Source organism: Microcoleus sp. MON1_C5 (assembly GCF_036701875.1).
Lineage (GTDB): Bacteria > Cyanobacteriota > Cyanobacteriia > Cyanobacteriales > Microcoleaceae > Microcoleus.
This window is the reverse complement of the sequence record NZ_JAUBRN010000033.1, coordinates 28765-52115: the sequence shown is the minus strand read 5'-3', so window position 1 is coordinate 52115 and position 23351 is coordinate 28765. Positions and strand designations below refer to the sequence as shown.

The window sequence follows — 23351 nt, the reverse complement described above, 5'->3', positions numbered from 1 at the left end:
CACTATCCTACCCTTCCGCCACAAGTCGGAACAGTAGGAGCCATCAGCCTTTTAAACGTTATGAAGATTATTAATAACGAAGGGCGGTTTCGGCGAGCTCCATCGCCATCATTACTTTTATACCACTATTGAAGCTGATCTTCCATTTCCGTGCCCATTCCCTAAAGCAGATCGCAAATTGAGCTTTTCCGATTCATTGTTCCAAGCTAGGATGCGTCAAATCTGGGCGATTATTTATAGCTATTTCTATCGCCCTGCCATTGGAACTATTGTGATTGAGCGACTGATTGTGCCGAGTCAGGGCGGCCAAACAGATGAGGCTACAGCCAAAAATGCGATCGCGCCTGCACAAACTGCTATAGAGGCGATCGAGTCGCTAGCTGCGGGTAGCCCCTATCTGCTCGGCAGCGAAGCGAGCATTGCTAATTTCTACGTGATTCCCATCTTTATCTACATTTCCCAAACTCCAGATTTTGAAGTGATTACCCCTCAAACGCCGAAACTACGGACATGGTGGGAGAAAATGAGTTAGTTGCCCAGCATCAAAAAAGTGTGTCTAAGTGCAATCTAATTGGCAGCAGGAAACCAGAGGAATATAACTCGAACAGATGTAATCTTTGGCATCTAAATGTTGACCTAATTTGGGGACTGAATTCTCTACGAGAAGCGATGGCATCACCATTTGGATCGTCTTTATCTAGGATTTTGGCATCAAATTTATTGGTGAGTCAGAATGCCGAGAATGAGGAAGCAGAACTAGCGAGTGCAAAATCAATTCAAGCCGTGTCGGTAGAAATTACCGCCATGGGAACTGATATTCAAGCCTGTTTCACGAGGAGATTGAGACCTGTTACTTGCTAACCTGTTAAAGGCTGAGGCTGCCTCTATACTTGCAAGATTGCTTGCGCTGCCTTATAAATAAGGGAGAAAATCTTGTCTCAACAACCAGTCCTCAAGAAAATCAGAAACGATGTCCAACGAAGCGTCTGACCGTCTTAAACAAAATTCTGAAAAAATTATGGGGATGTGGGAGAAGCGGGCGCGTGAGGAAGTTGGTGCATCAACGCATCAAACTTCTCTTGTCTTGCAAGATTCCCTACCTCTGTACTTAAACCAACTGGTAGATGAACTCTCAAACAGAATTGTTAGGACATCTGCCCGAATCACAGCCGACGAGGTAGAAAGTACGCGGATTGGCAGGCTGCATGGGCAGGAACGGGCGGGGTATGCTGACTACTCCATGACTCACCTAATTTTCGAGTATCACCTCCTGCGTCAAGTAATATTTCAAGTTTTAGAAGAAGAAGCACCTTTAGGAGTGCAGGATCGAGACATTATTATCGGCTCCATTGAGCAAGCTGTTAATGACGCGGCCACTCAATTCTCCGAAACGCTGAGAGATATTCAAGAACTATTTATGGTGACGCTAACTCACGACCTCAGAAATCCCATCAATGTCGTAAAAATGGGAACTCAACTGACTCTGCGGCGGCTGGAACGAGGAGATACCCACATGGATGTGGCCGCGAGGATGCTGGGTGCGATCAATCGCCTGGATTCGATGATTCAAAATCTGCTTGATGCGAGCCGGCTGCGGGCAGGGCAGAGCTTAAAGATTGAACTTGAAGAATGCGATTTTCAGATGCTAGTCCAAGAGGTAGTAGAAGATTTGAGCTTCGCCTATGGAGAGCGGTTTGTTGTGGTTTCTGACCCTGATATCTGGGCTTTTTGCAGCCGTAAAGAAATACGGCGGGTGATTGAAAATTTAGCAATTAACGCTGTGAAATATGGTGCGCCTAGTACGCCGATTACACTCACACTCCAGCAAACTGAAACCCAGATCAGCCTTACTATCCATAATGAAGGCAATCCGATCGCCCTAGACGCTCAATCCATCCTATTTCAACAATTTCGTCGAACCATTTCTGCCGAGGAGCAAACAGGCTGGGGATTAGGATTATTTTTAGCAAAAAATATTACTGAGGCGCATAAAGGGACACTGGAAGTTGAAAGTGCAGAGGGCAAGGGGACAAGCTTCATCATTAAGTTGCCTAAATTTCCCTGTTAGTTGGCCTAGTTGCTGAGAGACTTATGTTTAGCAAGAGAAATCTTTTGGTCGATAAGGGCTTTTGTTAAGTTGACTTGAACAATATTTCAATGGATTCCAGCTCTGCCTTACCCTATATACTTATGCGTACTAGCAAAAATATTTAGAAGTCAAAGCACTGTAAAATACAGGTTTTAGTCTTAACTACCATTTTGTTACTGCTGCTAAACCTCAGCCAAGTTCTGCTAAAAAATTCAAAAAATATAGATAACCTTGGCCGGTTTTCAATCACTCACTTAAAAAAGGAATTTATGCCGGGACACGACATTATCGTTATTGGAACTTCGGCAGGCGGACTCAAATAATGGAGGAAAAGGTCACGTTTTTGCGTCAATTGTCTGAGCAAATGGGAAATTACAATTTACAAAGTCCGGCCGCAAAATACGAAGATCGCGCCGCGCCAAAAGCCTGGATGCCGAAGTATCGCTGATTCGAGGCATCATTCTCAACGGCTTTGCCACGAAACGAGCCATTGCCGACACAGAGGAAGAGCAGCCCGAGTAACTCAACGTCGAGCTAGTTTTCTTTCCACCGAGCAATACGCTTAACGAGTGTTTTACAGCCGCGTAAAATTTTAGTCGTCAAGGCGCATCACTTATTACTTTAGACAACTGAGAAATGTGACGGTAATCTTATAGACGTATAGTATTTTTAGCCTCATTTAAATTAAATTTCATTGGGTTATGCTAATATATCGAGCCTGATTCTTGACGCGATCGATCCAAGTTTGAATTGCCGGGAATCTGGTTAAATCAAATCCGCCTTCGTCAGCAACGTGAGTGTAAGCAAATAAACCGATGTCAGCAATTGTATAGCGATCGCCTACAAAAAAAGCATGGTTTGCTAAATGCTGTTCCATCAGCCCCAAAGCAGCATAACCCGGTGCTTGTTTTTGTTGGAGTGCTTCCTGATATTCTTCTGCTTTCCCTGTCATATACCAAAAACGAGAAGTAGCAATAAAAGGTTCGTGACTGTACTGTTCAAAAAACAACCACTGCATGACTTGAGCGCGTTCAAATTTATCCGTGGGGAAAAACTCAGTTTCTTCGCTCAAGTAAAACATAATCGCATTCGATTCAAACAGAAATTTACCCGGTGCGATTTCTAACACCGGAATGCGGCCATTGGGATTTTTGACCAAAAATTCAGGTGTGCGGCTTTTTCCTTGGAGAATATCAATTTCTGTGCGATCGAACGCCATATTGAGCTGAGTTAAGAGCAAGCGAACTTTATAGCAATTGCCCGAGGAGGAATACTCGTAAAGTTTAAACATGAGTCTTGAGAAGATTTTACGATCTTAAATAATCTCATAAATTAGATAATTTAGGCACGATGAGTTAACAGTTGTTTGCTAAAATTATTTTGGCGATCGGTGTCGATCGCCAAAACCAGCCACTTCTGCCAAAGTATAAAGCGGCCGGCCCTTCACCTCCTCGTAAATACGCCCTATATACTGGCCCAAAATCCCAATACTAACCAACTGCACCGCACCCAAAAAGAAAACCGCCATAATCACAATTGTCAAACCAGTTAATGCCGAACCCGCAGAGAAAAGACGCCAATACAAAACCAAAAAAGCCATCAAAACAGACACGAAAGCCGAAAACAAACCCAAATAAATCGACAGTTGCAGAGGAACCTTTGAAAAAGACACTAAACCGTTCATCGCCAAAGCAAAAGATTTACTGAAGGTATACTTAACATCGCCAGCAAAACGCGGATCGCGTTCAAACTTAACCGCCGTTTGTTTAAAACCAATCCAAGCGCGCAGTCCCCGAATGTAGCGGTTGCGTTCAGGCATCGCATTGAGCACGTCCACCACGCACCTATCCATCAAACAAAAATCTCCCGTATCTATGGGAATATCAACATCAGCAAGATTCCGCAAAATGCGATAATACATATAAGCGGGCAACCGCTTAAACCAACCTTCTTGACGGCGGTGAGTGCGCTGAGCGTAAACAACTTGATAGCCCTGCCGCCACTGTTCTACCATATCTATAATTAGCTCTGGCGGGTCTTGCAAATCCCCGTCCATGATGACTACAACTTTACCACTAGAAAAGTTTAAACCAGCAGTTACAGCTATTTGATGGCCGAAATTGCGAGCAAAACTAAGGTAGCAAATTCGCGAATCTTTTTCGTGCAATTCTCGCAAAAGTTCGAGAGAGCGATCGCGGCTACCATCATTAATTAAAATTAATTCTACTGGGCCGTCTAGCCGATCCATCACGGCACTAATTCGCCGATACAATTCAGCGAGATTTTCTTCTTCGTTATAGATAGGAATTACCAAAGAATACTTAGGTGTATCGTTCATTGCTGTTTATGTTTAAAAATCGGCTTTTCAAGCCTTAAATCAAAAGTTTCTTTTTCCCCAAACACGCTGGCTGCTTCACGACAGAGATTCGGCACGTAATTTCGCTCTTTGAGCCAGACAACAGCAGCCGACAAAATAGCAGCGTACCCAAACTTATCTATTTTCTTAAATACGAAAAATAAAGACACCAGAAGACTGACGCACGCCGGAAAATATTTGTTATCATAGATGTTTAGTTCAGACTATAAAAATCACAATCATAACCCCTCGATTAAAAATTGCATGACAAATTCCAATTATCTGTGGCAAGCAAATCAAGACTTAAGCGAAGCTTGTCTGCAACATCCCTTTGTCAGAGGCCTTGCTGACGGCAGCCTCCCCCAAAATAGTTTTGCATATTACGTTGCACAAGACGCATTTTTTCTGGGAGCCTTCGCTCGCGCTTACAGTATCGCTGCAGCAAAAGCACCCGACTGGGATGGGTTTGAAATCCTCCACAATCTCGGCAGCGGTGTTTTAGAAGAACTTCGGTTGCATCAAGGATATGCAGGCAAATGGGGGGTAAACTTGCAAGAGGCTAAACCGGGAATCGCTACCCGCCGCTACACAGATTTTTTATTAGCGACAGCCTGGGGAAGCGGTGTCGGTTTGACAGTAGCCGCGATGACTCCTTGCTTGCGGTTGTATGCTTTTTTGGGACAGCAGCTAGCTAAACCTCATATACCGGAACACGCCTTTAGCGACTGGATTTCCACCTATAACAGCCCTGATTTTGAGTTTTTAGCAAAACGGCTGGAAAGTTTGGTCGATCGCTACGCAGAAGCTGGGCCGGAAGTAGAAGCAACCTATCGCTACGCTATGCTGTGTGAAAGAGACTTTTTTCAGGCAGCTTGGGAAATAGAGTAAATTAAGTTTGGGCAAAAAAGATGGATAATTATCTTAAGCTTCCTACGCCCACGCAGCAAGTTTAACACTCATGTACAGCAGGAATATAGCAAATAATGTCATAACAGCATATCCCCAACGCGGCTGACTACTCAACACTAAACCGAGTCCCATCTAGAACGACACAATGCCGTAAGCGTATCGGTGAAGCGATTGCAGAGCACCGGAGTTTATTAGTAGTGCTAAAGAGCAAAAACCGAAACAGACGACTGTAATGCTCAGCCTTTTTCGCAACTACGACAACAAATAGCCAGCGCCCAAAGCCATCGCAACTTTACTAACAGCTTGCAACCACCAATAATGCCCCCAAGAACGCTCAACTATTAATTAGTGCCCCTGCTAATTCCACTTGCATTCCAAGAGTCGTCAACCCGCGTATCAGCAAAGGAAATAGGGGATAAAAAGCTACAGAATGCTGCTGCTCGTCCTCTGCATAGCTGTAGCCTAAATTAGCGATTTCGACGTACCATTTACCGTCCCAGTGCGAAAACTGTTCCCAGCCACTTTTGGGAAGGAAGCCGCTTACAAAATCCAGAGGTGGCCGGGGATCATACAGGGGCGGGTTTTTGCAGACTAAAGGAGTAATTAGCTGCATCCCGATCGCAATTATCGATCGGCTCAGAAACCACATAGCAATTACAAAAATTAACCCGTCCCTGCTTTTGGATCGCTCCAGGCGCGGAATTACTTCTATCCCTAAATCCGTATTTGCCATGGCTAAAACAGCGCAAGACTGTAGATTTAAAATTAAAGTATAGTCCGCTGCCGAGCGATCGCCAAATATATACGTAAGTACAGGCGTACTACTAATTTTAACGTCCGAGTTTATTGGGAATCCCTTCGCAGCCACCGGGAATAGTCTCTCTCGACTTCGAGCCACACCAAGCGCAGCAGTAATAGCGCTGCTCGTCCGACAGCCGCTTGACACCGGTGAAATCAGCATGTTCAACCACAGCGCCGGTATGTTCACCCGTTTGATAGTTGGGAAATTCGGTACGGCTGCGGGGAGATGCAGTTTCTGCCGAGCCGTAGAATAATGCGGCGCCTCTCATGTCGGCGCGAGCAAGATTGGCGTCGTACAAGACAGCGCGGGAGAGGTTGGCTTTCACTAAATCGCACTTGCTGAGATTGGCGCGGACGAGGTTGGCTTCGCTCAAATCCGTCCACCGCAAATCAGTGCCAGCCAGGTCAGCACCCGCTAACATGACATTGAGATCGATAACACGGATACCGTGATCTCTATCTTCAGCGTAGCCGCCGTCACCGTCCAGGATGGGGCGGCCTAAAAGCCGATCGCGCTTCAGAGGAGTAACCAATCTAGACTGCGACAAAAACCGCAGAATTTTAGCTTTACCTTCAGCATCTACACTGCTCATAATCGCAGCCGTGCGACCTTCTGCGATCGCCCTTTCCTGCGGCCAGTCTTCCAAAAACCCTTGTTCGTCAAGGGCTAAGTCCGAAACCCCTTGAAAATAAGCATCGATCGTTTGCTGCTGCGTAATTCTGTTTTGCTGAATCGTCAAATCTTTCGAGATCACGTACTGCCGCCAAGCCACGTAAACGCCCAAAATTGCGATCAAAATTTGACCCAAAGCGCCGATCAGCTCGCCGAGAGCGCCGATGGCGTCCCAGTTGATTTGGATGTTGCGGCTTCCCGGTTCAGTATTACTACCGCTGAGCATCAGCAAGCCAACAATCCCAGCTAAAAGCCCGAAGCAGGCGACGATCAGAGTGCGCCAAGTCGGCGGAATTACCTGCGCCCAGATTTTGCCCCAACTCGGCCACATCAGCCGCAGCGATATGCCGATCGCACCGATGGCGCCAATTAAGCCCAGCCAAATATTGTCATTGGCCAGCCCAAAAATCATCGCTGCGATCAACCCCAGCGTCACCACGGACCCAGACTTCTCAGTAGTCGTTTGTTCCGGCTGCTGCGGCAATAAAACCTTGCGAGTTGGAGGCGGCGGTATCGGTTTTTTCGGTTCAGCAGTAGCGACGATTGTCCCTGATTCTGGTGGCGCAGTAGGGCTCGCACCGTTGAGACTTTCTACAGTCACGTTAGATTCAGGGCGATTGGGTTGAGAAGAGTTGTTTTCTGGTGTCATGCGTTGAGGCAAGTTCTAATTTTGGCCGATTACTAAAACGATTTTAACTAACTTTCGCAGGATTCTAGATAGCATTACAATAGAAATATCCACTAATTATACTCAAAGAGGTAACATATTATGACCCTGGTACTCCCCAATCTGCCATAAAAACAAATGGGTCAAGTAATCACTACAATCACCGTCACGAATTTCATAGATCTATTTATGGCTGAACGGGGATTCATTGCTGCTGAGGAAGTTCGCTCTGTTACCCTCGATAACGTTGTTGTCGATACCGGATCAACTCTGCTGTCCTTGCCCGCTCCTATTATTAGCCAACTATGTTTAAGACAAGTAGGACAAAGAGATGTAGAAACATCAGCCGGAATCAAAAAAGGTCGAATTTTTGCAGGCGCTCAAATTATTGTAGAGGGGAGAGAAGGGAGATTTGATTGTTTTGAGTTACCCGAAGGCGTTTCTGCTGTTTTGCTGGGCGTGATTCCCATGGAAGAACTAGGCTTAGAACCTGATTTAAAAAATCGACGGTTGCGAGTATTGCCGATGAACAATCAGCAAACATATCTGATGGGTTAGTCGATCGGCGTTTACCATCATAGCACAAACTTGTCGCCGGTGATTCCTATCATTCCCCGTCAATTATCCGCCCTCAAAAATGTTTATAGTGAGAACTAAACTTCTCAAAATAAATTGAGTAATTTATTCCTCATCACAAACGAGTTATCTCGATTATTGAGATGTTATATATTATTAACATCGCTTAAATAAAAGCGAGCGAGAAATGGTTTTTGGGGGTAGATGTAAGTTTTTGACCCTACCTCTAGCGAGCAGAATAAGACTTGAGCAAATACACGCCAACCGTCCCAAATATCAAAACAATTATCCCCAAAACTAACTCCACACTAAACCTTTGAGCATTGCCCAAAGCGACAAGAATTTGCTGCCGCACCACAAACGCCAACAGCCAGCAAATCTCCGCCTTCAGCCAAGCCAAAAGGCCTCTGCCCAACAGATATTGCCGGTGAGCGTTCTCAGAAGTAATCCGTACCGGATAATTAAAAGTATGCCGATAGCGCGAAACCGCAGTTAAAACCGCAAAAATAATGGCAGCAACCGCCAGCACGATCCAAATCGTCACCTTGTCGCCCCAAGCATCAGGCAGCCCCCCTAAGCCGAAATGAATCGGAATTCGATCGGGCAAAACGGCCCAAAACTTGACGATGAGCAAAACAGCCAGCAAAATCGCGATCGCACCGAAAAGCTCTACTGCCACTAAAACAGGCGAAAGCCTCAGAGAAATAATCGGTCGTTGGTTTGGTGCGTTTCCAGTCATGGCTACTTAAAATTAGATTAATATTGAAAATAATAGTATTGGTTCCAATTTCATCCCCCAACAGCTTTCGTTGGGGGTTTCCAAACATCCCGCGAGGTTCTATGACGGCTCAGGTCTTGATTGAAAAGAAAAAGTTAGAAAAACCGCCCCTAACAATACACACATTAGGCGATCGCGTCCTGCGGCAGCCAGCAAAGCGCGTCAAAAGCGTTGATGCAGAAATTCGGCAGCTAGTCCGAGAAATGCTGCAAACCATGTACAGCGCCGACGGTATCGGTTTGGCCGCCCCCCAAGTCGGAGTCCACAAACAAGTAATCGTCCTCGACTGCGACCCGGAAAACCCCGCAACACCCCCAATCGTTTTGATCAATCCCACCATCAAAAGTAGCAGCGGCGATATCTGCATCTTGCAAGAAGGGTGTTTGAGCATTCCGGGAGTTTATTTAGAAGTCAAACGCCCAGAAGTCATTGAAGTATCCTACCGCGACGAATACGGTCGCCCACAAACCCTGATAGCAACAGAGTTACTGTCGAGGGCAATTCAGCACGAAATGGATCACCTCAACGGAGTGCTGTTTGTAGACAGAGTAGAAAACAAGCTGGCACTGAATGAAGCATTAGTCAAGCATAAATTTTCGCCCAAGGCAGTAAAATCCGTATGATGGCAGGAACTCCGAAAAGTGGTTTACTCTTAGCTCTTTCGTGCATCACTGCGATCGCGGCAGTCGGCTCCATCTTTGAGCTGTCATCGGGAGAAGCTCAACTTGGCAATTTAGTCACGGGCATCATCCTCGCCCTGAGCGTACCGCTAACGGGCATATTTTTCTATGCAGCCGTTCAGGATGCCAGGGCAAATCTATAAGCAGAGTTTTTAGTCATGAGTTTTTAGTCATTAGACATCTCCAGAAAAGTAGGTTTTGGGCAGGCAGAATGCCTAACCCTTAATCCCCACAAGAATTTTTGGAGATGTCTATTAGTCATTAGTTAGCACCTAACAACTAATAACTGTGGCAGAAAAATAGCGGATAAATAACATCAGCTAACAGCTCGCGAACTCATCACTAATCACTGTGGAGTAAAGACTGCCCAAAAATAACATCAGCTAACACCTCGCGCACTCATAACTCATGACTAATGACTGATGACTGATGACTCATAACTCATGACTAATGAAATCGGATTTCTGCGACAAGTGCCAGCCAAAGACGCTGCGGGAACGCCAGCATCCAAGTACCAACTTTGTGAAGATGGGGAATTGGTCATCGGACGCGATCGCAATTGTCAAATAGCTTTAGAGTCGATCAATCACGGCATGGTTTCCCGTCGCCACGCCACGATCCGTCCCCTAACTCAGGGTACTGTAACGAGATGGGAAATTTGCGACCTCAACAGTGCTAACGGAACTTATATCAACGGAAAAAAGCTCTCTGGCTGCCAAACTTTAGAAACAGGCGATCGCATCATTCTCGGCCTTGACGGCCCTGAATTTATATTTGAATCTCCCGTAACCCCTTACCAAAATAAACCCGGATTAAGAGCACCACAAAGGGGCAATTTTGCTGGTAGCGAAAAAGACGCTCTCACTTTAACTCAATTATTCCCGATCGCCTCCACTGGGAAACAATTAAGCCAAAAAGCTTACTTATATCCAGGTATTGCCACAGTTATTGTTGTCGTGTCGATGTTTGTCGCAGTTGGAAATTCCGCAGCATTCAATTTGCTGCTGTCAGCTTACCTCGCCGGTGCGGCTTACTACTTTATCTATCAACTGTGCGGCAAACACAAGCCTTGGTGGGTATTGCTTGGTTCGGCGTTAGCTACAGTCCTGATTGTGATCAGCCCCTTATTAATTGGATTTATATTCGTATTTAGAGAAATTTTGCCCGGCCGCCTGCCAACCGCAGGCGAAACAATCAGTTTTTTGCCTTTTTTGAACAGAATGTTTTTCGGGGCGGGTCTGATGGAAGAATTGCTGAAAGCCCTGCCCGTTTTGGGAGCGATGCTGCTGGGAAATTGGCTGCGAAATCCGTGGCGCGATCGAATCGGCGTTTGGGAACCTTTAGACGGAATTCTGTTAGGAAGTGCTTCGGCAGTCGGCTTTACACTGTTAGAAACTCTGGGACAGTACGTTCCCAATGTCATCCAAAATGTCACCCTGCAAGCAGGGGCTGAGGCCGGACAATTAGTAGGATTGCAGTTGCTAATTCCCCGCATTTTGGGTTCCGCCGCCGGACACATGGCTTACAGCGGCTATTTGGGATATTTTATCGGTTTGAGCGCCCTCAAACCCAGAAAACGCTGGCCTATTTTGGCCGTAGGTTATTTCAGCGCTTCAGCACTTCACGCTTTGTGGAATGCGTCGGGAGCCGTCAGCGTACTTTTGCTGGCCTTGGTGGGAGTTTTGTCCTATGCCTTTTTGGTAGCCGCGATTTTGAAAGCCAGAGCTCTGTCTCCCAATCGAGAGCAAAATTTTGCAACTCGAATATTCTTGGAAAAGTGATTTCTGAGTGCTTAATTGTTGAGGTGCGATCGCACTTCAAGCTGCGATTTTTTTCTTGTGTTTTAACCAGCTTAAACCTGCCAATGCTAGAGCTGCCGCCCCAGCGGTGAGAGGCTCGGGAACAGGTTCGGGTTCGGTATTAACTAGAGTGTAAGAAACAGGGGTATCGTAATAGATCCTTCTCCCGTCGAAGTATGGCTCACTATAACTGGACGTAATATATACCTCCGTATAACCCCAGAACAGAGGATACACCCCGTTAATACCCATAGACCAACTTGCCCTGCCCTCCCGCCTGAAGAAATAAGGCCCTCCTGGTTCGTCTGGAGGACTGATATATTCACTGATCCCTGTGTCGTAGCCATAACCATTCAGTCCGAGAAAATCCCCTTGATAAAATGAAGCTGTAAACCCTGCCAAATTGTAGTATTCTTTGCTTCCTTCAAAAGAAGAGCCAAGAATTAAATTGTATGCTCTTCCCTCGGAAACGGCAATTGATTCATCTCCTATTCCTGTAAGCGAGGAGTTATCCACCTTAAAAAAACCGCTAGCTGGAACATCTTCCACATCGAAAGTGTAGTTGAGTATGGCGGCTTGTGCTTTGTCTACTCCTACCAATGACACCGCTGAAAACACACTTAAAATTGTGCTAGCGATCGCACTTCCTAATCTGGGTATTTGTTTGTGACTCATTGTTTTTTATTAAACTTTACGTAAGTCTAGTTTATTTGAGTGAGCGATCGCCCGTAATTATCCGCATTCTTAAAGTAAATTTTTTTGAAGTCAAAGATTGCCGAAGGTAAATAACCGAACTAATACGGATGCGTCGTCTGTTGTATTTGTATAATTTATGACTTTCACTATTACTTTTGAACACAAACTAGAAAAATGTTTTATCGTAATAGCCAAATATTCCGAGGGGTTTGTGTTGTGGCGATGCTGCGGACGATCGTCCCGCTCTGTATACACATTTAATAAATATTGTCAATACGCAATTTCCAGACATTTTACCGCTGTATTCTGCCCTTGTGTATGAGGAGCTACTGCTTAATTACCTGATGCGACAATCGCAACTTAACTTAGAAATTCTTCACAAATAGTTTGACTGTGGTACTATCTGGATGGCTGTGAGTAGCTGAGGGAAGCCAAGGGGCTTGATTCCTGTGGTGGTGGAGGAGAATCCAGGAGTGCTAGATAGGATGTCATTGGGATACGCAAACGTTTTCGCCCAGCGAAGTCAACCCGAACCCCTCCGCATTGGGGTGATTGGGGTTGGCAATATGGGCCAGCATCACACGCGAGTTCTGAGCTTGCTAAAAGATATCGAACTCGTGGGTGTTGCAGACATAAATGTAGAGCGGGGAATAGATGTAGCAAGCAAATACCGGGTTCGCTTCTTTGAAGACTACCGAGATTTGCTCGCCCACGTAGATGCAGTTTGCGTCGCCGTTCCAACTCGCCTGCATCACCCTGTGGGGATGTCTTGTCTCCAAGCGGGTGTTCACGTTTTAATTGAAAAGCCGATCGCGGCTAGCATTGCCGAAGCCGAATCTTTGGTCAACGCGGCTGCTGAGGCCCACCGGATTTTACAAGTGGGTCACATCGAGCGCTTCAATCCAGCTTTTCAGGAACTCGGCAAAGTGCTGAAAACTGAAGAGTTACTGGCATTGGAAGCTCACCGGATGAGTCCCTATTCCCAGCGGGCTAACGACGTATCGGTAGTTTTGGATTTAATGATCCACGACATCGACTTGCTTTTGGAATTGGCAGATTCCCAAGTGGTGAAGCTGACGGCCAGCGGCAGCAGGGCCTCAGATTCAGGTTATTTAGACTACGTGACAGCGACGTTGAACTTTGCTAACGGCATTGTCGCCACCCTGACTGCCAGTAAGGTGACGCACCGCAAACTCCGTTCAATCGTGGCTCACTGCAAGAATTCTCTGACAGAGGCAGATTTTCTCAACAACGAAATCTTGATTCACCGACAAACAACCGCCAATTACGTGACGGATTACGGTCAGGTGCTTTACCGTCAAGATGGGTTGATCGAGAAAGTTTACACCAGCAATATTGAACCGCTCCACGCAGAATTGGAGCATTTTATTAATTGCGTGCGAGGTGGAAATCAGCCTTCTGTGGGAGGAGAACAAGCTCTCAAAGCTCTGCGGCTTGCGAGTTTGATTGAGCAAATGGCTCTCGACGGTCAAGCTTGGTATCCGAAAGAGCTAGAGTCTACTTTGCAAGTTAGCTAAATCGAGACAAATCGTGTCGTTTCCGGGTGCTTTTACAGTTTGGGTTTGTTGTTCGTTGAAGAGGGTAACTGTTCCCATGCAACCGGATTCGATGTCAGTCGATTTGAGATTGGACTATTCGGCGTGAGAAGTTCGGCGAGTGCGAGCGTCGAGTTGCGATCTGTCGAGCGATTTTAGATCTTAGATTGACTCTGCAGATGAATCTGGGGGCTTGAACTAAGGTTTCAACTTTTTTGCTCTCGACAACAGAAGTCGTGGGCAAGTATCCGTCTTTAGGTGAAGTCACGATTTATGCCAAAAAAGACCAACTATTTGACGACTGATGGTTTTGCTAACTAGCTGATTTCCTTGAGGACTCAGGTGAATGCTGTCTCGATACAAAGTTGGAAATTCGGCCGCGCAATTGAAAATGGGAAGAAAATCTATGTAAGTAATTTTCTCTGTTTCTACGAGTTCGGCGAGACGCGCTCTAGCATTGACTTCCCAGTCGCGAGGGCCCGGGCCGCCGAGTTCGCCCCGCTTGGGCGTGACGGCTAGCAAAAACTCGATGTTGGCGGATACAGCTATTTTCTGGATTTGGTGAATAGCCTCTAAGTTGCAGGCTACTACATCGCTGCTTGTGGCTCCGGGTGCTGCCAATTGGCGAGTCGGCACTGCAGGTAGCAGGTAGCGGCTCAATAACTCTAGCGTAGCCGATCGGGGTTTGCGATCCGGGTAAGATCGATCGCGTCCCACAACCAGATCGCAGGGAGCCGATGCAAACAAATCGTCAGTATTGAGCAGCAAAACCAAAGCCTTTGCCCCAAAAACACCGAACCGCTTGGCGTAAGCAAGTTGATTCCTCGGCCCCCAAGAATTGGCTGAGGCGTTGAGAACTTCAAAATTTGAATAGTTGACTTGTGAACCTAATTGTGTATTTTTAGCCAGATTCTGTACTAGCAGTCTCAAATTCCGAGCCATAATTTCCGAGATCGTATCTGTCTGATGTGTCCACCAACCGCCGTTGGCGACAGAATCTCCCAACAGCAAGACGCGCAGAGTTTCTGGAGGGGCGATCGGGGCGATCGCTCCGCTACGCATCGAATACTCGTTAATCTCAATCCGGTTGCCCAAGCGACGCACCTTCTGGTTAGGCGCCAACAAATAGCCGCACTCGGCATCGGCAATATAAATCAAGGGATGACCAAAACCCAGCAGCACCCGCACCAGCACTTCGATTGCTGCCGATAATCCTGCGGTGACAGCCAAAATTATCAGAAAAACTTTCACCACTTAACCTCGTCGATAGAGAAGGAAAAACCCCTGCCGACACCAAGGTATAAAAAAGAATGCAACTGCAGTCAAGCTCTCAACCCCGATTGTAGTCAGTCAATTTTAGATTAAAGATTAAAGCATTGACTCCACAGATGAACCTGGGAAATCTCCCTAAAATCTAAACTTTTTTGGCTTTTGAGGACTCGTGCCTTGAAGCAAGTATCCCTCTTGGAGTGAGGTAAGTAGGTCGTCCTTGTAAAATCTAAAATCTAAAATCTAAAATCTAAAATCTAAAATGTTATGCCGTCGGGCTTTGAGCAACTTGGCAACCCGATTAAGTCAACCGGATCGCCCTCGTGGATATAGAATTCTAGAATATACCGTCAAAATCCGCCGTCAGCCGTCAGTGAACTTGGTGGTTTCAGGAAAATCCGTGGACTTAAAACAAATATTCAAAACGCCGAATCCCATAATCGGTGTCGTACATTTACAGCCTTTGCCAACTTCTCCCCGCTGGGGCGGAAACCTCAAAGCTATTATCGGAAGAGCCGAGCAAGAGGCTACAGCGCTGGCTTCTGGTGGCGCAAACGGTATCATAGTCGAGAACTTTTTCGACGCTCCTTTTGCTAAAGACAGCGTAGATCCGGCGGTGGTAAGTGCCATGACTCTGGTAGTTGAGAGGCTAACAAATCTCGTGACGCTGCCGATCGGCGTTAACGTGCTGCGAAACGACGCCCACAGCGCGATCGCCATCGCCTCCTGCACAGGAGCTCAATTCATCCGCGTCAACGTCCTCAACGGCATCATGGCTACAGACCAAGGCTTAATTGAAGGCCAAGCTCACCAGCTACTGCGCTACCGCCGGGAATTGGGCAGCGATGTCAAAATATTAGCAGACGTGTTAGTCAAGCACGGGCGACCCCTAGGCAGCCCCAACTTGACCACAGCCGTCCAAGAGACGATCGGGCGAGCTTTAGCCGACGCCGTAATCCTTTCGGGCTGGACAACTGGTAGCCCTCCCAATCTCGAAGACTTAGAACTCGCGAGTGCAGCAGCGGCGGGAATTCCAGTTTTCATCGGCAGCGGCGCCTCGTGGGAAAACATTTCCACCCTCATGCAGGCCGCTGACGGCGTAATCGTATCGAGTTCCCTGAAACGAAACGGCCGCATCGAGCAGCCTATCGATCCGATCCGCGTCAGTCAGTTTGTAGAAGCCGCCCGCCGCAGCTTGTCACAGAAAGAGCGCGAACAGGAAAATAGAGATGCTAATGGCTCAAGAGGGCCAACACCGGAACCGGGCAAAGTCACAAGTAAAACGTAAAATGGGAATTGTTGACTGTTGGTAGTAGTCAGTTGGCAGTAGTCATCAGTTATCAGTTATCAGTCATCAGTCATTAGTTAACAATTAACAGTCATTAGTCAACAGTCAACAATTCCCAATTCCCAAATTACCCAATCAAAAAATGATTCGCCGACGTTCAACCCCTTGGATTCATCGCTGGTCTCGGACTGTGATGGCAGCGATCGCAGCCATAGGCGTCGTAGAAACGGCCTATCTCACGATCGCTAAATTCACGACTGGCTCGGTCATTTGTCCCACCAGCGGCTGCGACAAAGTTCTCAACAGTCCCTACGCTACAGTCTTTGGCACAGTGCCTTTAAGTTTGTTAGGCTGTCTGGCTTACCTAAGCATAGCAATCCTGGCATTGGCTCCCAAAGCTGTAAATCCCGACACCCAGAAAGGACTGCACTCTCAACTAGAAAAAAACACTTGGCAAGCGCTATTTATCATCACCGCTGCGCTGGTAATTTTCAGCAGCTATTTGATGTATGTGATGGCTTTTGAAATTCAGGAACTGTGCATTTACTGCATCACTTCTGCCTTATTTTCGCTGTCGCTGTTTGTGCTGGTGCTAGTCGGGCGCGAGTGGGAAGATATCGGACAGTTGGTGTTTACAGGCATTTTGGTGGCAATGGTGAGTTCGATCGGCGCCTTGGGACTTTATAACAGCGTCAACTCACCTGGTCCTACTGTCTCTACCCCCGGAATTGTACCCCCTGCCGTCACTACAACCTCCGGTCCGGCACAAATTGCTTTGGCCCGCCACCTCCGACAAATTGGCGCGAAACAATACAGCGCTTACTGGTGTCCCCACTGCCACGACCAAAAAATGCTTTTTGGTAAAGAAGGTGCTGCCATAATCGATTACGTTGAATGCGATCCCAGGGGGCAAAATTCCCGCGCTGAAATTTGCCAAGCTGCTGCTGCGAATGTTAAAGGTTTCCCGACTTGGGAAATTAAAGGTCAGTTTTATTCGGGAATCCAATCTTTGGAGAAACTCTCTGACTTATCAGGTTACACCGGCCCGCGCAACTTTCAAAACTGACAGAAAAGTTTGAGATTATAGATGACAGATTTTAGATTGATTCGCTGGAAATATCCGGGTTTTTAACTTAGTTTATCCTTGGCTCGTACTGCGAAATCAATCTAAAATGTGGCATCTATAATAAATAAAAAAATAGTAAAAATTAGTGATAACGAAAAAAGTTTAAAAGAAGTGGTGGGTTTCTAGTATTTAGATCGGTGAATAATTACTAAAACTTTTACATAAAAGCAAGAAACCGGGTTTCTGCTTCCAGAATGATTGTTGAAATGACATATTTTGGTTGCGAAACCCGGTTTCTCCTCTTGCAGCCCGATCGCACCGAAAAACCAAAAAATTGGCTAATCTAAAATCTAAAATCTAAAATCTAAAATCGACTCGCCCGCACCGAAAAACCAAAAAATTGGATAATCTAAAATCTAAAATCGACTGAGCCGATCGCCCTGGAGATGTAAAACCTATACGTAGTAGTAGTTTAGATGCTCAAAGGGCGAGGCCCAAATCCCCAAAATATGCTAAAAACTATCAAAAAATGGGTCGATCGAGAACGCCGAGTATTGATTACTGCGAGTGCCGTTGCTAGTACGGTCATTGTAATGCGCTGGTTCGGATTTTTTCAGGTGTGGGAATGGGCTGCTTTCGACCACTTTGTGCGGTGGCGGCCGGCCGAACCAATTGACTCGCGCATCGTCATTGTAGAAATTAACGAAGCTGACTTGCAAAAATACGGCTACCCAATTTCCGATGCTGTATTGGCCCAATTGCTGCAAAAATTGCACGCTGGCAAGCCGCGGGCGATCGGCCTCGACGTTTACCGAGATTTGCCAACTCAACCGGGTAACGCCGAATTGGTCAAATCTTTTAAAAATATTCCCAACTTAATCGGCATTGAGTTGATGCCAGACGAAACCAGGTTCGGAGTTCGGCCACCTCCGGTACTTGACCAGCTCGATCGAATTGGTTTCAACAATGTTGTCATCGACGCTGACTCAAAAGTGCGGCGAACTTTGCTCTACGCTTGGCCCGGAGACGGCAAAACTCATAAAAGTTTTGCACTCAGACTGGCTTTGCTTTACCTCAAAAGCGAAGGAATTTCCCCTCAATCCGCAAAAGCCAATCCTAAATACTTGCAGTTAGGCAAGGGGGTTTTTCGGCCTTTCCAACCGAATGATGGTGCTTACGTTCGAGCGGACAGCCGTGGCTATCAAATTTTGACCAACCTGCGCGGCCCGCGAGGCAGTTTTCGCACTGCATCGATGAGCGATGTGCTTTCTGGCAAAGTACCCGCTGATTTTGTACGATCGCGCGCTGTCTTGATCGGCTCAACTGCCCCCAGCCTCAGAGACTTTTACCAAAATGCTTACAGCTCGGGTTGGTTTGGTCCTCCCCAGCAAATACCGGGAGTCGAGCTTCAGGCTCATTTCTTGAGCCAAATTTTGAGTGCGGCCCTCGACGGGCGCGGGGGTATCAATGTCTGGCCAGAGGCTGCGGAGTTGCTGTGGATTTTACTCTGGTCTTGGGCGGGAGCAAATGTGAGTTGGAATTTGCGATCGCTTGGTCGATCGGCTTACTGTTTATTAAGTATCTGTCTAGGTCTGAGTGCCACTTTATACTTAGCATTCTTAGCAGGTTGGTGGCTACCGTTAATTCCTCCAATCCTCAGTCTTGTGGGTTCTGGTGTCGCAGTTGTGGGTTATCTGGCTCACTTGCAAGAAGAATTAAAACGGTCTAAAGAATTTTTACAATCGCTAATCGATACAATTCCCGATCCAATTTTTGTCAAAGATCGAAATCACCGCTGCGTTGTTTTGAATCAGGCATATTGTCGGTTTATTGGCTATCCTTTAGAAATTTTAACCTGCCGCACAGATTATGATTTATTTCCCCAAGCCGAAGCCGAGATATTTTGGCAGCAAGACGAATTAGTATTGCAAACTCATCAGCCGCGAGAAAATGAAGAATATTTTACTGACGCTCACGGAATTACGCATCTAATTGCGACTAAAAGATCCCTCCATAAAGATGCTGCCGGCAACCTATTTTTAGTCGGAGCAATCAGAGATATTACCGAGCGCCAACTCCGGGCAAAAGCCCTAGAACAAAAAAATGCTGAGCTCAGCCACCAAGCTTATCACGATGCCCTTACCGGTTTGCCCAACCGCCAAAGGTTCTACGAATGCTTGCATCGGTCTCTAGAAATAGCCTCCAGCACTCAGAAATTGGTAGCTTTACTCTTTTTAGATTTAGATGGATTTAAGTCAATTAACGACACTCTCGGACACAATGTGGGCGATTTACTCTTAAAAACAGTTGCGAGTCGGCTCAAAAAATGCTTGCGCGGCAGCGATACAATCTCGCGGTTGGGCGGCGACGAGTTCACAGTCATTTTGCCCGCAATTCCAGGTCGCGAGGAAGCTGCGAAAGTAGCGGAAAAAATTTGCGACGCCATCATGCAGCCTTTTATTTTAGAAGAACATACAGTTTCTGTAACTACAAGTATTGGCATTAGTTTATATCCCATTGACGGTCAAGAGCCAGAGATGTTAGTTAAGAATGCCGATGTTGCGATGTATCGTGCTAAGGAACGCGGGAAAAATCAATATCACTTTTATTAATTAAGATCCCTTAAAAAAATAATGCAACTGTAGGTAAAGTCCCCACCCGGATATTGATAAGTCATTTGTAATTATTCAATTTTTTATCGAAAATCTCAATTATTTCACGCAAAATTTGAGCAATTTCTAGATCTCAAACCCTAATTGGGTCGTGAGGAAGATATTATTTCAGGCGTCCCCTGTGCAGCTAACTTAAAAAAATAGCTCGCTCCTTAAACTGTAAGCCCTCTAAGCTTTTTGAAACCGTTCAAAAAAATGTCCAAAGTAGGGAAGTCTAAAATCTAAAATCACATAATTTAAAATTCTCTAATCAGTCATCTGTCATTAGATAGATTTAGCCAAATATAAAACTTATGAGAGCAACTTGCCGTCTTATCTCAATGTTACAAAATATTAAAATAAATCACAACGTGAAACCAAATTCAAATCGCCAAAAAGCCTTAATGTAAAAAAATTTATGTAAACTTATGAAAGTTAATTAAAGTAAATGTAAAGATATCCGTGGAAATACGGAAATTGACAGATATAATAGGTGGTACAGACGTGGATCTATTGCGATGATTTGAATAAGGCTGTGAATACTATGCGTACTTTGATTCAGCTCACAACAACGGCAACCCTGGCGGCCTGCCTGCAAGTGAATATAGTCGGCACCGCAAATGCGGCTCGACTTGCCAGCAACTCAACTAGCAATTTCACAAAAGCCCGTAGCGCGGGCGAGAGCCCGAGGCCATCGACCCCGAGAGTTTTGACAGTTGCACAAACCTCTAGGTTTCCCGATTACCCAAAAGAATACGAACCAGACCCGAACGGCAACCCCAAAAGTGACGGTACGGGGACGCGCTGACCCCAAATTTTCAATAAATTTTCAATCTTCTATTCGCGGAGATTTGTACCAATTCGATTGGTTAATTAAAGTATGGCTGCACCAATCCGGATCGGTGAGGGGATAGTCCACTCGGTAATGACCGCCGCGACTTTCAGTGCGAAACGCAGCACTTTTGACAATTAAATAGCCGATATCCAATAAATTCCCCACTTCTCCCCAATTTCGCAAAATCGAGCTATTTTCCGCCTCAGCAGGGGAAAAATCAATAATTTGTCCGGGTCGTAAATTATCAAGCGTTTGACTCAAAGGCAACGAAGCAAATTCTTGCCGCCAAATCTCAAGTTGGACGATCGCACTTTCCAAATCGCGTTGTCCCCGGCAAATTCCCGCACTCTGCCACACCAAGTTCGGCAATTCGACCCGCAACTTTTCGATCGCCTCAATGTCCTTTTCAGAAATCGATTTTTCCAAGATTTCCCCCGCCTCGAACTGATCGGCGAATGCCTCGGGCGTTCCACCTTCTAGCTGCAAAAGCCCCATCTGCGCCCCAAAAACCAGACATTCCAGCAGCGAATTGCTCGCCAACCGATTAGCGCCGTGTACCCCCGTGCTCGCAGTTTCTCCCACCGCGTACAAACCCGGAATCGAAGTTTGGTTAAACTTGTCAGCGACAATCCCTCCCATCCAGTAATGGGCTGCGGGCGTCACCGGCACCGGTTCGGAAAAAATATCAATTCCCCAATCAGCGCACACTTGAATAATATTGGGAAACCTGTAGCGCAGTCGATCGACCGCAATCGGCCGCAAATCCAGCCAAACATGAGGTTCCCCCGTCTTTTGCAAGTGGCGGAAAATAGCGCGGCTGACAACATCCCTAGGGGCGAGTTCCCCGCTGGGGTGAGAGTCAAAAGCAAAGCGATATCCCTTACTGTCAACCAAATGAGCTCCTTCTCCCCGCACCGCCTCGCTAATGAGAAACCGAGGCGCGCCCGCTGTGCTCAGCGCCGTCGGGTGAAACTGCACAAATTCTAAGTCTCGCAGCAGCGCCCCGGCGCGCCACGCAATTGCCACCCCGTCCCCGGTACTTACCGACGGATTGGTCGTTTGAGCAAAAACCTGTCCGCCACCGCCTGTCGCCAGCACCACGGCTTTGGCCTGCAGCCACTTGACTTGTGAGCCACAAATCGAGCTAATCCCCTGGCAGCGCCCGGTTTCGTCTAGCCACAGACTCAAAGCAAAGGCAGGAGATACGAGTTGAATGTTTTTGCGGCTCAATACTTTTGCTGTCAGCGTAGCGATCACGGCTTTGCCCGTAGTGTCGGCGGCGTGGAGAACTCGGCGGCGGGAGTGGGCTGCTTCTAGGGTGAGGGCTAAATCTGGGCCGGTGCGATCGAATGCAACGCCCATTTTCACTAGGGAGTCAATGCAGGCTGAAGCTTCCTCAACTAAAAATTTCACCGCATCCAAATCGCAAAGACCGGCTCCTGCAGCCAGTGTATCCTGAATGTGCAGCGCTGCCGAATCTTCAGGGGCGATCGCTGCGGCAATCCCTCCTTGAGCCCAATCGCTGGCAGAAACAGGTAGGGTATTTTTATTGATCAAGCCCACGTGCAAATGCTCTGGCAGGCAAAGTGCTGTATACAAACCCGCCGCGCCAGCACCTATTACCAATACGTCAAATTTGTCAGTCATAAGTCTGCCGCCAGTCAATTTTAGATTTTAGATTTTAGATTTTAGATTTTAGAATTGAGTCTACAGATGAATCTGGGGACTTGAACTAATGTCAGTCGATCGAGCTTATATTTTAGATTTTAGATTAAAGAATTGAGTCTACAGAGGAATCTGGGGAACCCGCTTATTTCAATCTAGGGAATTTTTGCAGGCTTTTGCCCAATGGTGGTTGAAAGTAAGTCTCCAGAAATTAAAGGCAGAAGTCATCAGCCTATAGAAAAAAAATTTTTTCTTTCTGCCGAATGCCTTCTGCCCAATGACTTCTGCCTTCAAATGAGACCCGCTGCTACCTAGTCGTACAGACCATTATTCAACCTGTTGTCTCCTTCAATAAAGACTGATTCAACCTCAGTTACGGTGAATTTGTCCAAGTTAGCTTGCAGCACTTTTTTCTGAGCATCCGTCAAGTCTGAAATATTGAGTACGTCCTCAACATTTTCGTAAGGAGCATTCTTAATAATTAGTCGAGCTAAAGTGGGATACAACCCTCGAAATTCCCGAAAGTCCCTGACGGCGCTGTTGTTCAAATCAAGTTTTTTGCCGTATTCTGTGGCCAGCTTCTCATCGGCGCGATTGGTTCTAGCCGGAGCTTCAACAGCTAGGAGCGAGGATGATGGCAAGACGATACGGCTTAATGACGCCGCGATCGCGCTTTGGTCTCCAGCCCATGCAAAGCAGCCCAGCACTAAGCCCAATACTGCCAATAGACGACCCAATCGTTTCATGAAGTTTTGTCTCCCAATTTCATACACAGCATTTATGTAGAGACTACCATTTTGCTTATGCAGTTTTTCAGATAAATCCGCAATAGGTAGAGGGCTGTTATAAACTTTACATTTTGGTATTGACAAGGCAGACGATATATGATATTAACTGACTTTTTAGCATCCCAGGCCAGTTTATAAAAGGCACTCCAAATTAAAAACTCGGACTGCCATTTTAAAGGGTTAATTTTTGCCCTGCACGCAATTTTCTA

Annotated in this window: 23 protein-coding genes and 1 riboswitch; of the genes, 13 read left to right on the top strand and 10 right to left on the bottom strand. The window is 46.5% G+C overall.

What is annotated here, in order from left to right; translation table 11 throughout:
* Nucleotides 1–27: 27 nt before the first annotated feature.
* Nucleotides 28–116: riboswitch (Fluoride riboswitch) on the bottom strand.
* Nucleotides 117–178: 62 nt separating this feature from the next.
* From QUA71_RS17265 to QUA71_RS17255, 3 genes are all read left to right on the top strand, one after another.
* The gene (locus QUA71_RS17265) at nt 179–532 is read left to right on the top strand and encodes a glutathione binding-like protein (protein ID WP_333286770.1); all 354 of its coding nucleotides are present in this window, start codon (nt 179–181) and stop codon (nt 530–532) included.
* A 137-nt stretch (nt 533–669) separates the two neighbouring features.
* On the top strand, nt 670–861 hold the full coding sequence (locus tag QUA71_RS17260) for a hypothetical protein (RefSeq protein WP_333286768.1): 192 nt from the start codon (nt 670–672) through the stop codon (nt 859–861).
* A gap of 109 nt (nt 862–970) precedes the next feature.
* Nucleotides 971–2068, top strand: a complete 1098-nt coding sequence (locus QUA71_RS17255) for a HAMP domain-containing sensor histidine kinase (protein ID WP_333286766.1) — start codon at nt 971–973, stop codon at nt 2066–2068.
* A 712-nt stretch (nt 2069–2780) separates the two neighbouring features.
* On the opposite strand, the gene QUA71_RS17250 is transcribed toward QUA71_RS17255, so the two are convergent.
* The 3 genes from QUA71_RS17250 to QUA71_RS17240 all read right to left on the bottom strand — a co-directional run bounded on the left by QUA71_RS17250 (nt 2781) and on the right by QUA71_RS17240 (nt 4615).
* Entirely contained in the window at nt 2781–3380 is a 600-nt protein-coding gene (locus QUA71_RS17250; RefSeq protein ID WP_333286764.1) for a glutathione S-transferase family protein, read from the bottom strand.
* Nucleotides 3381–3464: 84 nt separating this feature from the next.
* Entirely contained in the window at nt 3465–4427 is a 963-nt protein-coding gene (locus QUA71_RS17245; RefSeq protein ID WP_333286762.1) for a glycosyltransferase family 2 protein, read from the bottom strand.
* Complete coding sequence (locus tag QUA71_RS17240) at nt 4424–4615, bottom strand: hypothetical protein (RefSeq protein WP_333286759.1); 192 nt, start codon at nt 4613–4615, stop codon at nt 4424–4426. The genes QUA71_RS17245 and QUA71_RS17240 overlap by 4 nt, the downstream gene beginning before the upstream one ends.
* A 94-nt stretch (nt 4616–4709) precedes the next feature.
* Here QUA71_RS17240 and QUA71_RS17235 point away from each other — a divergent pair, with 94 nt between their 5' ends.
* Nucleotides 4710–5333, top strand: a complete 624-nt coding sequence (locus QUA71_RS17235; RefSeq protein WP_333286758.1) for a TenA family protein — start codon at nt 4710–4712, stop codon at nt 5331–5333.
* 355 nt (nt 5334–5688) lie between these two features.
* Here QUA71_RS17235 and QUA71_RS17230 read toward each other — a convergent pair whose 3' ends face one another.
* Complete coding sequence (locus QUA71_RS17230) at nt 5689–6087, bottom strand: hypothetical protein (protein ID WP_333286756.1); 399 nt, start codon at nt 6085–6087, stop codon at nt 5689–5691.
* Nucleotides 6088–6184: 97 nt separating this feature from the next.
* The gene (locus tag QUA71_RS17225) at nt 6185–7477 is read right to left on the bottom strand and encodes a pentapeptide repeat-containing protein (RefSeq protein ID WP_190659067.1); all 1293 of its coding nucleotides are present in this window, start codon (nt 7475–7477) and stop codon (nt 6185–6187) included.
* 156 nt (nt 7478–7633) lie between these two features.
* Here QUA71_RS17225 and QUA71_RS17220 point away from each other — a divergent pair, with 156 nt between their 5' ends.
* Nucleotides 7634–8053 (top strand): aspartyl protease, encoded by a 420-nt coding sequence (locus QUA71_RS17220; protein ID WP_333286753.1) that lies wholly within the window; start codon nt 7634–7636, stop codon nt 8051–8053.
* Nucleotides 8054–8297: 244 nt separating this feature from the next.
* Here the strand turns inward: QUA71_RS17220 and QUA71_RS17215 are convergent, their stop codons facing one another.
* On the bottom strand, nt 8298–8810 hold the full coding sequence (locus QUA71_RS17215) for a DUF1648 domain-containing protein (RefSeq protein WP_333286751.1): 513 nt from the start codon (nt 8808–8810) through the stop codon (nt 8298–8300).
* A gap of 101 nt (nt 8811–8911) precedes the next feature.
* Between QUA71_RS17215 and def the strand changes: the two genes are divergently transcribed.
* From def to QUA71_RS17200, 3 genes are all read left to right on the top strand, one after another.
* Entirely contained in the window at nt 8912–9472 is a 561-nt protein-coding gene (def, locus tag QUA71_RS17210) for a peptide deformylase (protein WP_190659061.1), read from the top strand.
* Nucleotides 9472–9672, top strand: coding sequence for a hypothetical protein (locus QUA71_RS17205; RefSeq protein ID WP_199292547.1), 201 nt, complete (start codon nt 9472–9474; stop codon nt 9670–9672). Before def ends, QUA71_RS17205 begins: the two co-directional genes overlap by 1 nt.
* 300 nt (nt 9673–9972) lie before the next feature.
* The gene (locus QUA71_RS17200) at nt 9973–11310 is read left to right on the top strand and encodes a PrsW family glutamic-type intramembrane protease (RefSeq protein WP_333286749.1); all 1338 of its coding nucleotides are present in this window, start codon (nt 9973–9975) and stop codon (nt 11308–11310) included.
* Nucleotides 11311–11346: 36 nt separating this feature from the next.
* Here QUA71_RS17200 and QUA71_RS17195 read toward each other — a convergent pair whose 3' ends face one another.
* Nucleotides 11347–12003, bottom strand: a complete 657-nt coding sequence (locus QUA71_RS17195) for a hypothetical protein (protein WP_333286747.1) — start codon at nt 12001–12003, stop codon at nt 11347–11349.
* A 506-nt stretch (nt 12004–12509) separates the two neighbouring features.
* Here QUA71_RS17195 and QUA71_RS17190 point away from each other — a divergent pair.
* Nucleotides 12510–13562 (top strand): Gfo/Idh/MocA family protein, encoded by a 1053-nt coding sequence (locus QUA71_RS17190; protein WP_006635844.1) that lies wholly within the window; start codon nt 12510–12512, stop codon nt 13560–13562.
* Between the two features lie 282 nt (nt 13563–13844).
* Here QUA71_RS17190 and QUA71_RS17185 read toward each other — a convergent pair whose 3' ends face one another.
* Complete coding sequence (locus QUA71_RS17185; protein ID WP_333286826.1) at nt 13845–14831, bottom strand: SGNH/GDSL hydrolase family protein; 987 nt, start codon at nt 14829–14831, stop codon at nt 13845–13847.
* A 418-nt stretch (nt 14832–15249) separates the two neighbouring features.
* Between QUA71_RS17185 and btpA the strand changes: the two genes are divergently transcribed.
* The 4 genes from btpA to QUA71_RS17165 all read left to right on the top strand — a co-directional run bounded on the left by btpA (nt 15250) and on the right by QUA71_RS17165 (nt 20662).
* On the top strand, nt 15250–16137 hold the full coding sequence (gene btpA, locus QUA71_RS17180; RefSeq protein WP_138921119.1) for a photosystem I biogenesis protein BtpA: 888 nt from the start codon (nt 15250–15252) through the stop codon (nt 16135–16137).
* Between the two features lie 142 nt (nt 16138–16279).
* Nucleotides 16280–17203 (top strand): vitamin K epoxide reductase family protein, encoded by a 924-nt coding sequence (locus QUA71_RS17175; protein ID WP_333286745.1) that lies wholly within the window; start codon nt 16280–16282, stop codon nt 17201–17203.
* Between the two features lie 476 nt (nt 17204–17679).
* Nucleotides 17680–19815 carry a CHASE2 domain-containing protein gene (locus QUA71_RS17170; RefSeq protein ID WP_445243793.1) on the top strand — a complete coding sequence of 712 codons (2136 nt, stop codon included), beginning with the start codon at nt 17680–17682 and terminating at the stop codon, nt 19813–19815.
* Nucleotides 19816–20389: 574 nt separating this feature from the next.
* Nucleotides 20390–20662 (top strand): hypothetical protein, encoded by a 273-nt coding sequence (locus QUA71_RS17165; protein WP_333286741.1) that lies wholly within the window; start codon nt 20390–20392, stop codon nt 20660–20662.
* Nucleotides 20663–20683: 21 nt separating this feature from the next.
* On the opposite strand, the gene nadB is transcribed toward QUA71_RS17165, so the two are convergent.
* Both nadB and psbU read right to left on the bottom strand, forming a co-directional pair.
* Complete coding sequence (gene nadB / locus QUA71_RS17160; RefSeq protein ID WP_333286739.1) at nt 20684–22336, bottom strand: L-aspartate oxidase; 1653 nt, start codon at nt 22334–22336, stop codon at nt 20684–20686.
* A gap of 329 nt (nt 22337–22665) precedes the next feature.
* Nucleotides 22666–23100 carry a photosystem II complex extrinsic protein PsbU gene (gene psbU / locus QUA71_RS17155; RefSeq protein ID WP_333286737.1) on the bottom strand — a complete coding sequence of 145 codons (435 nt, stop codon included), beginning with the start codon at nt 23098–23100 and terminating at the stop codon, nt 22666–22668.
* Nucleotides 23101–23351: the final 251 nt, after the last annotated feature.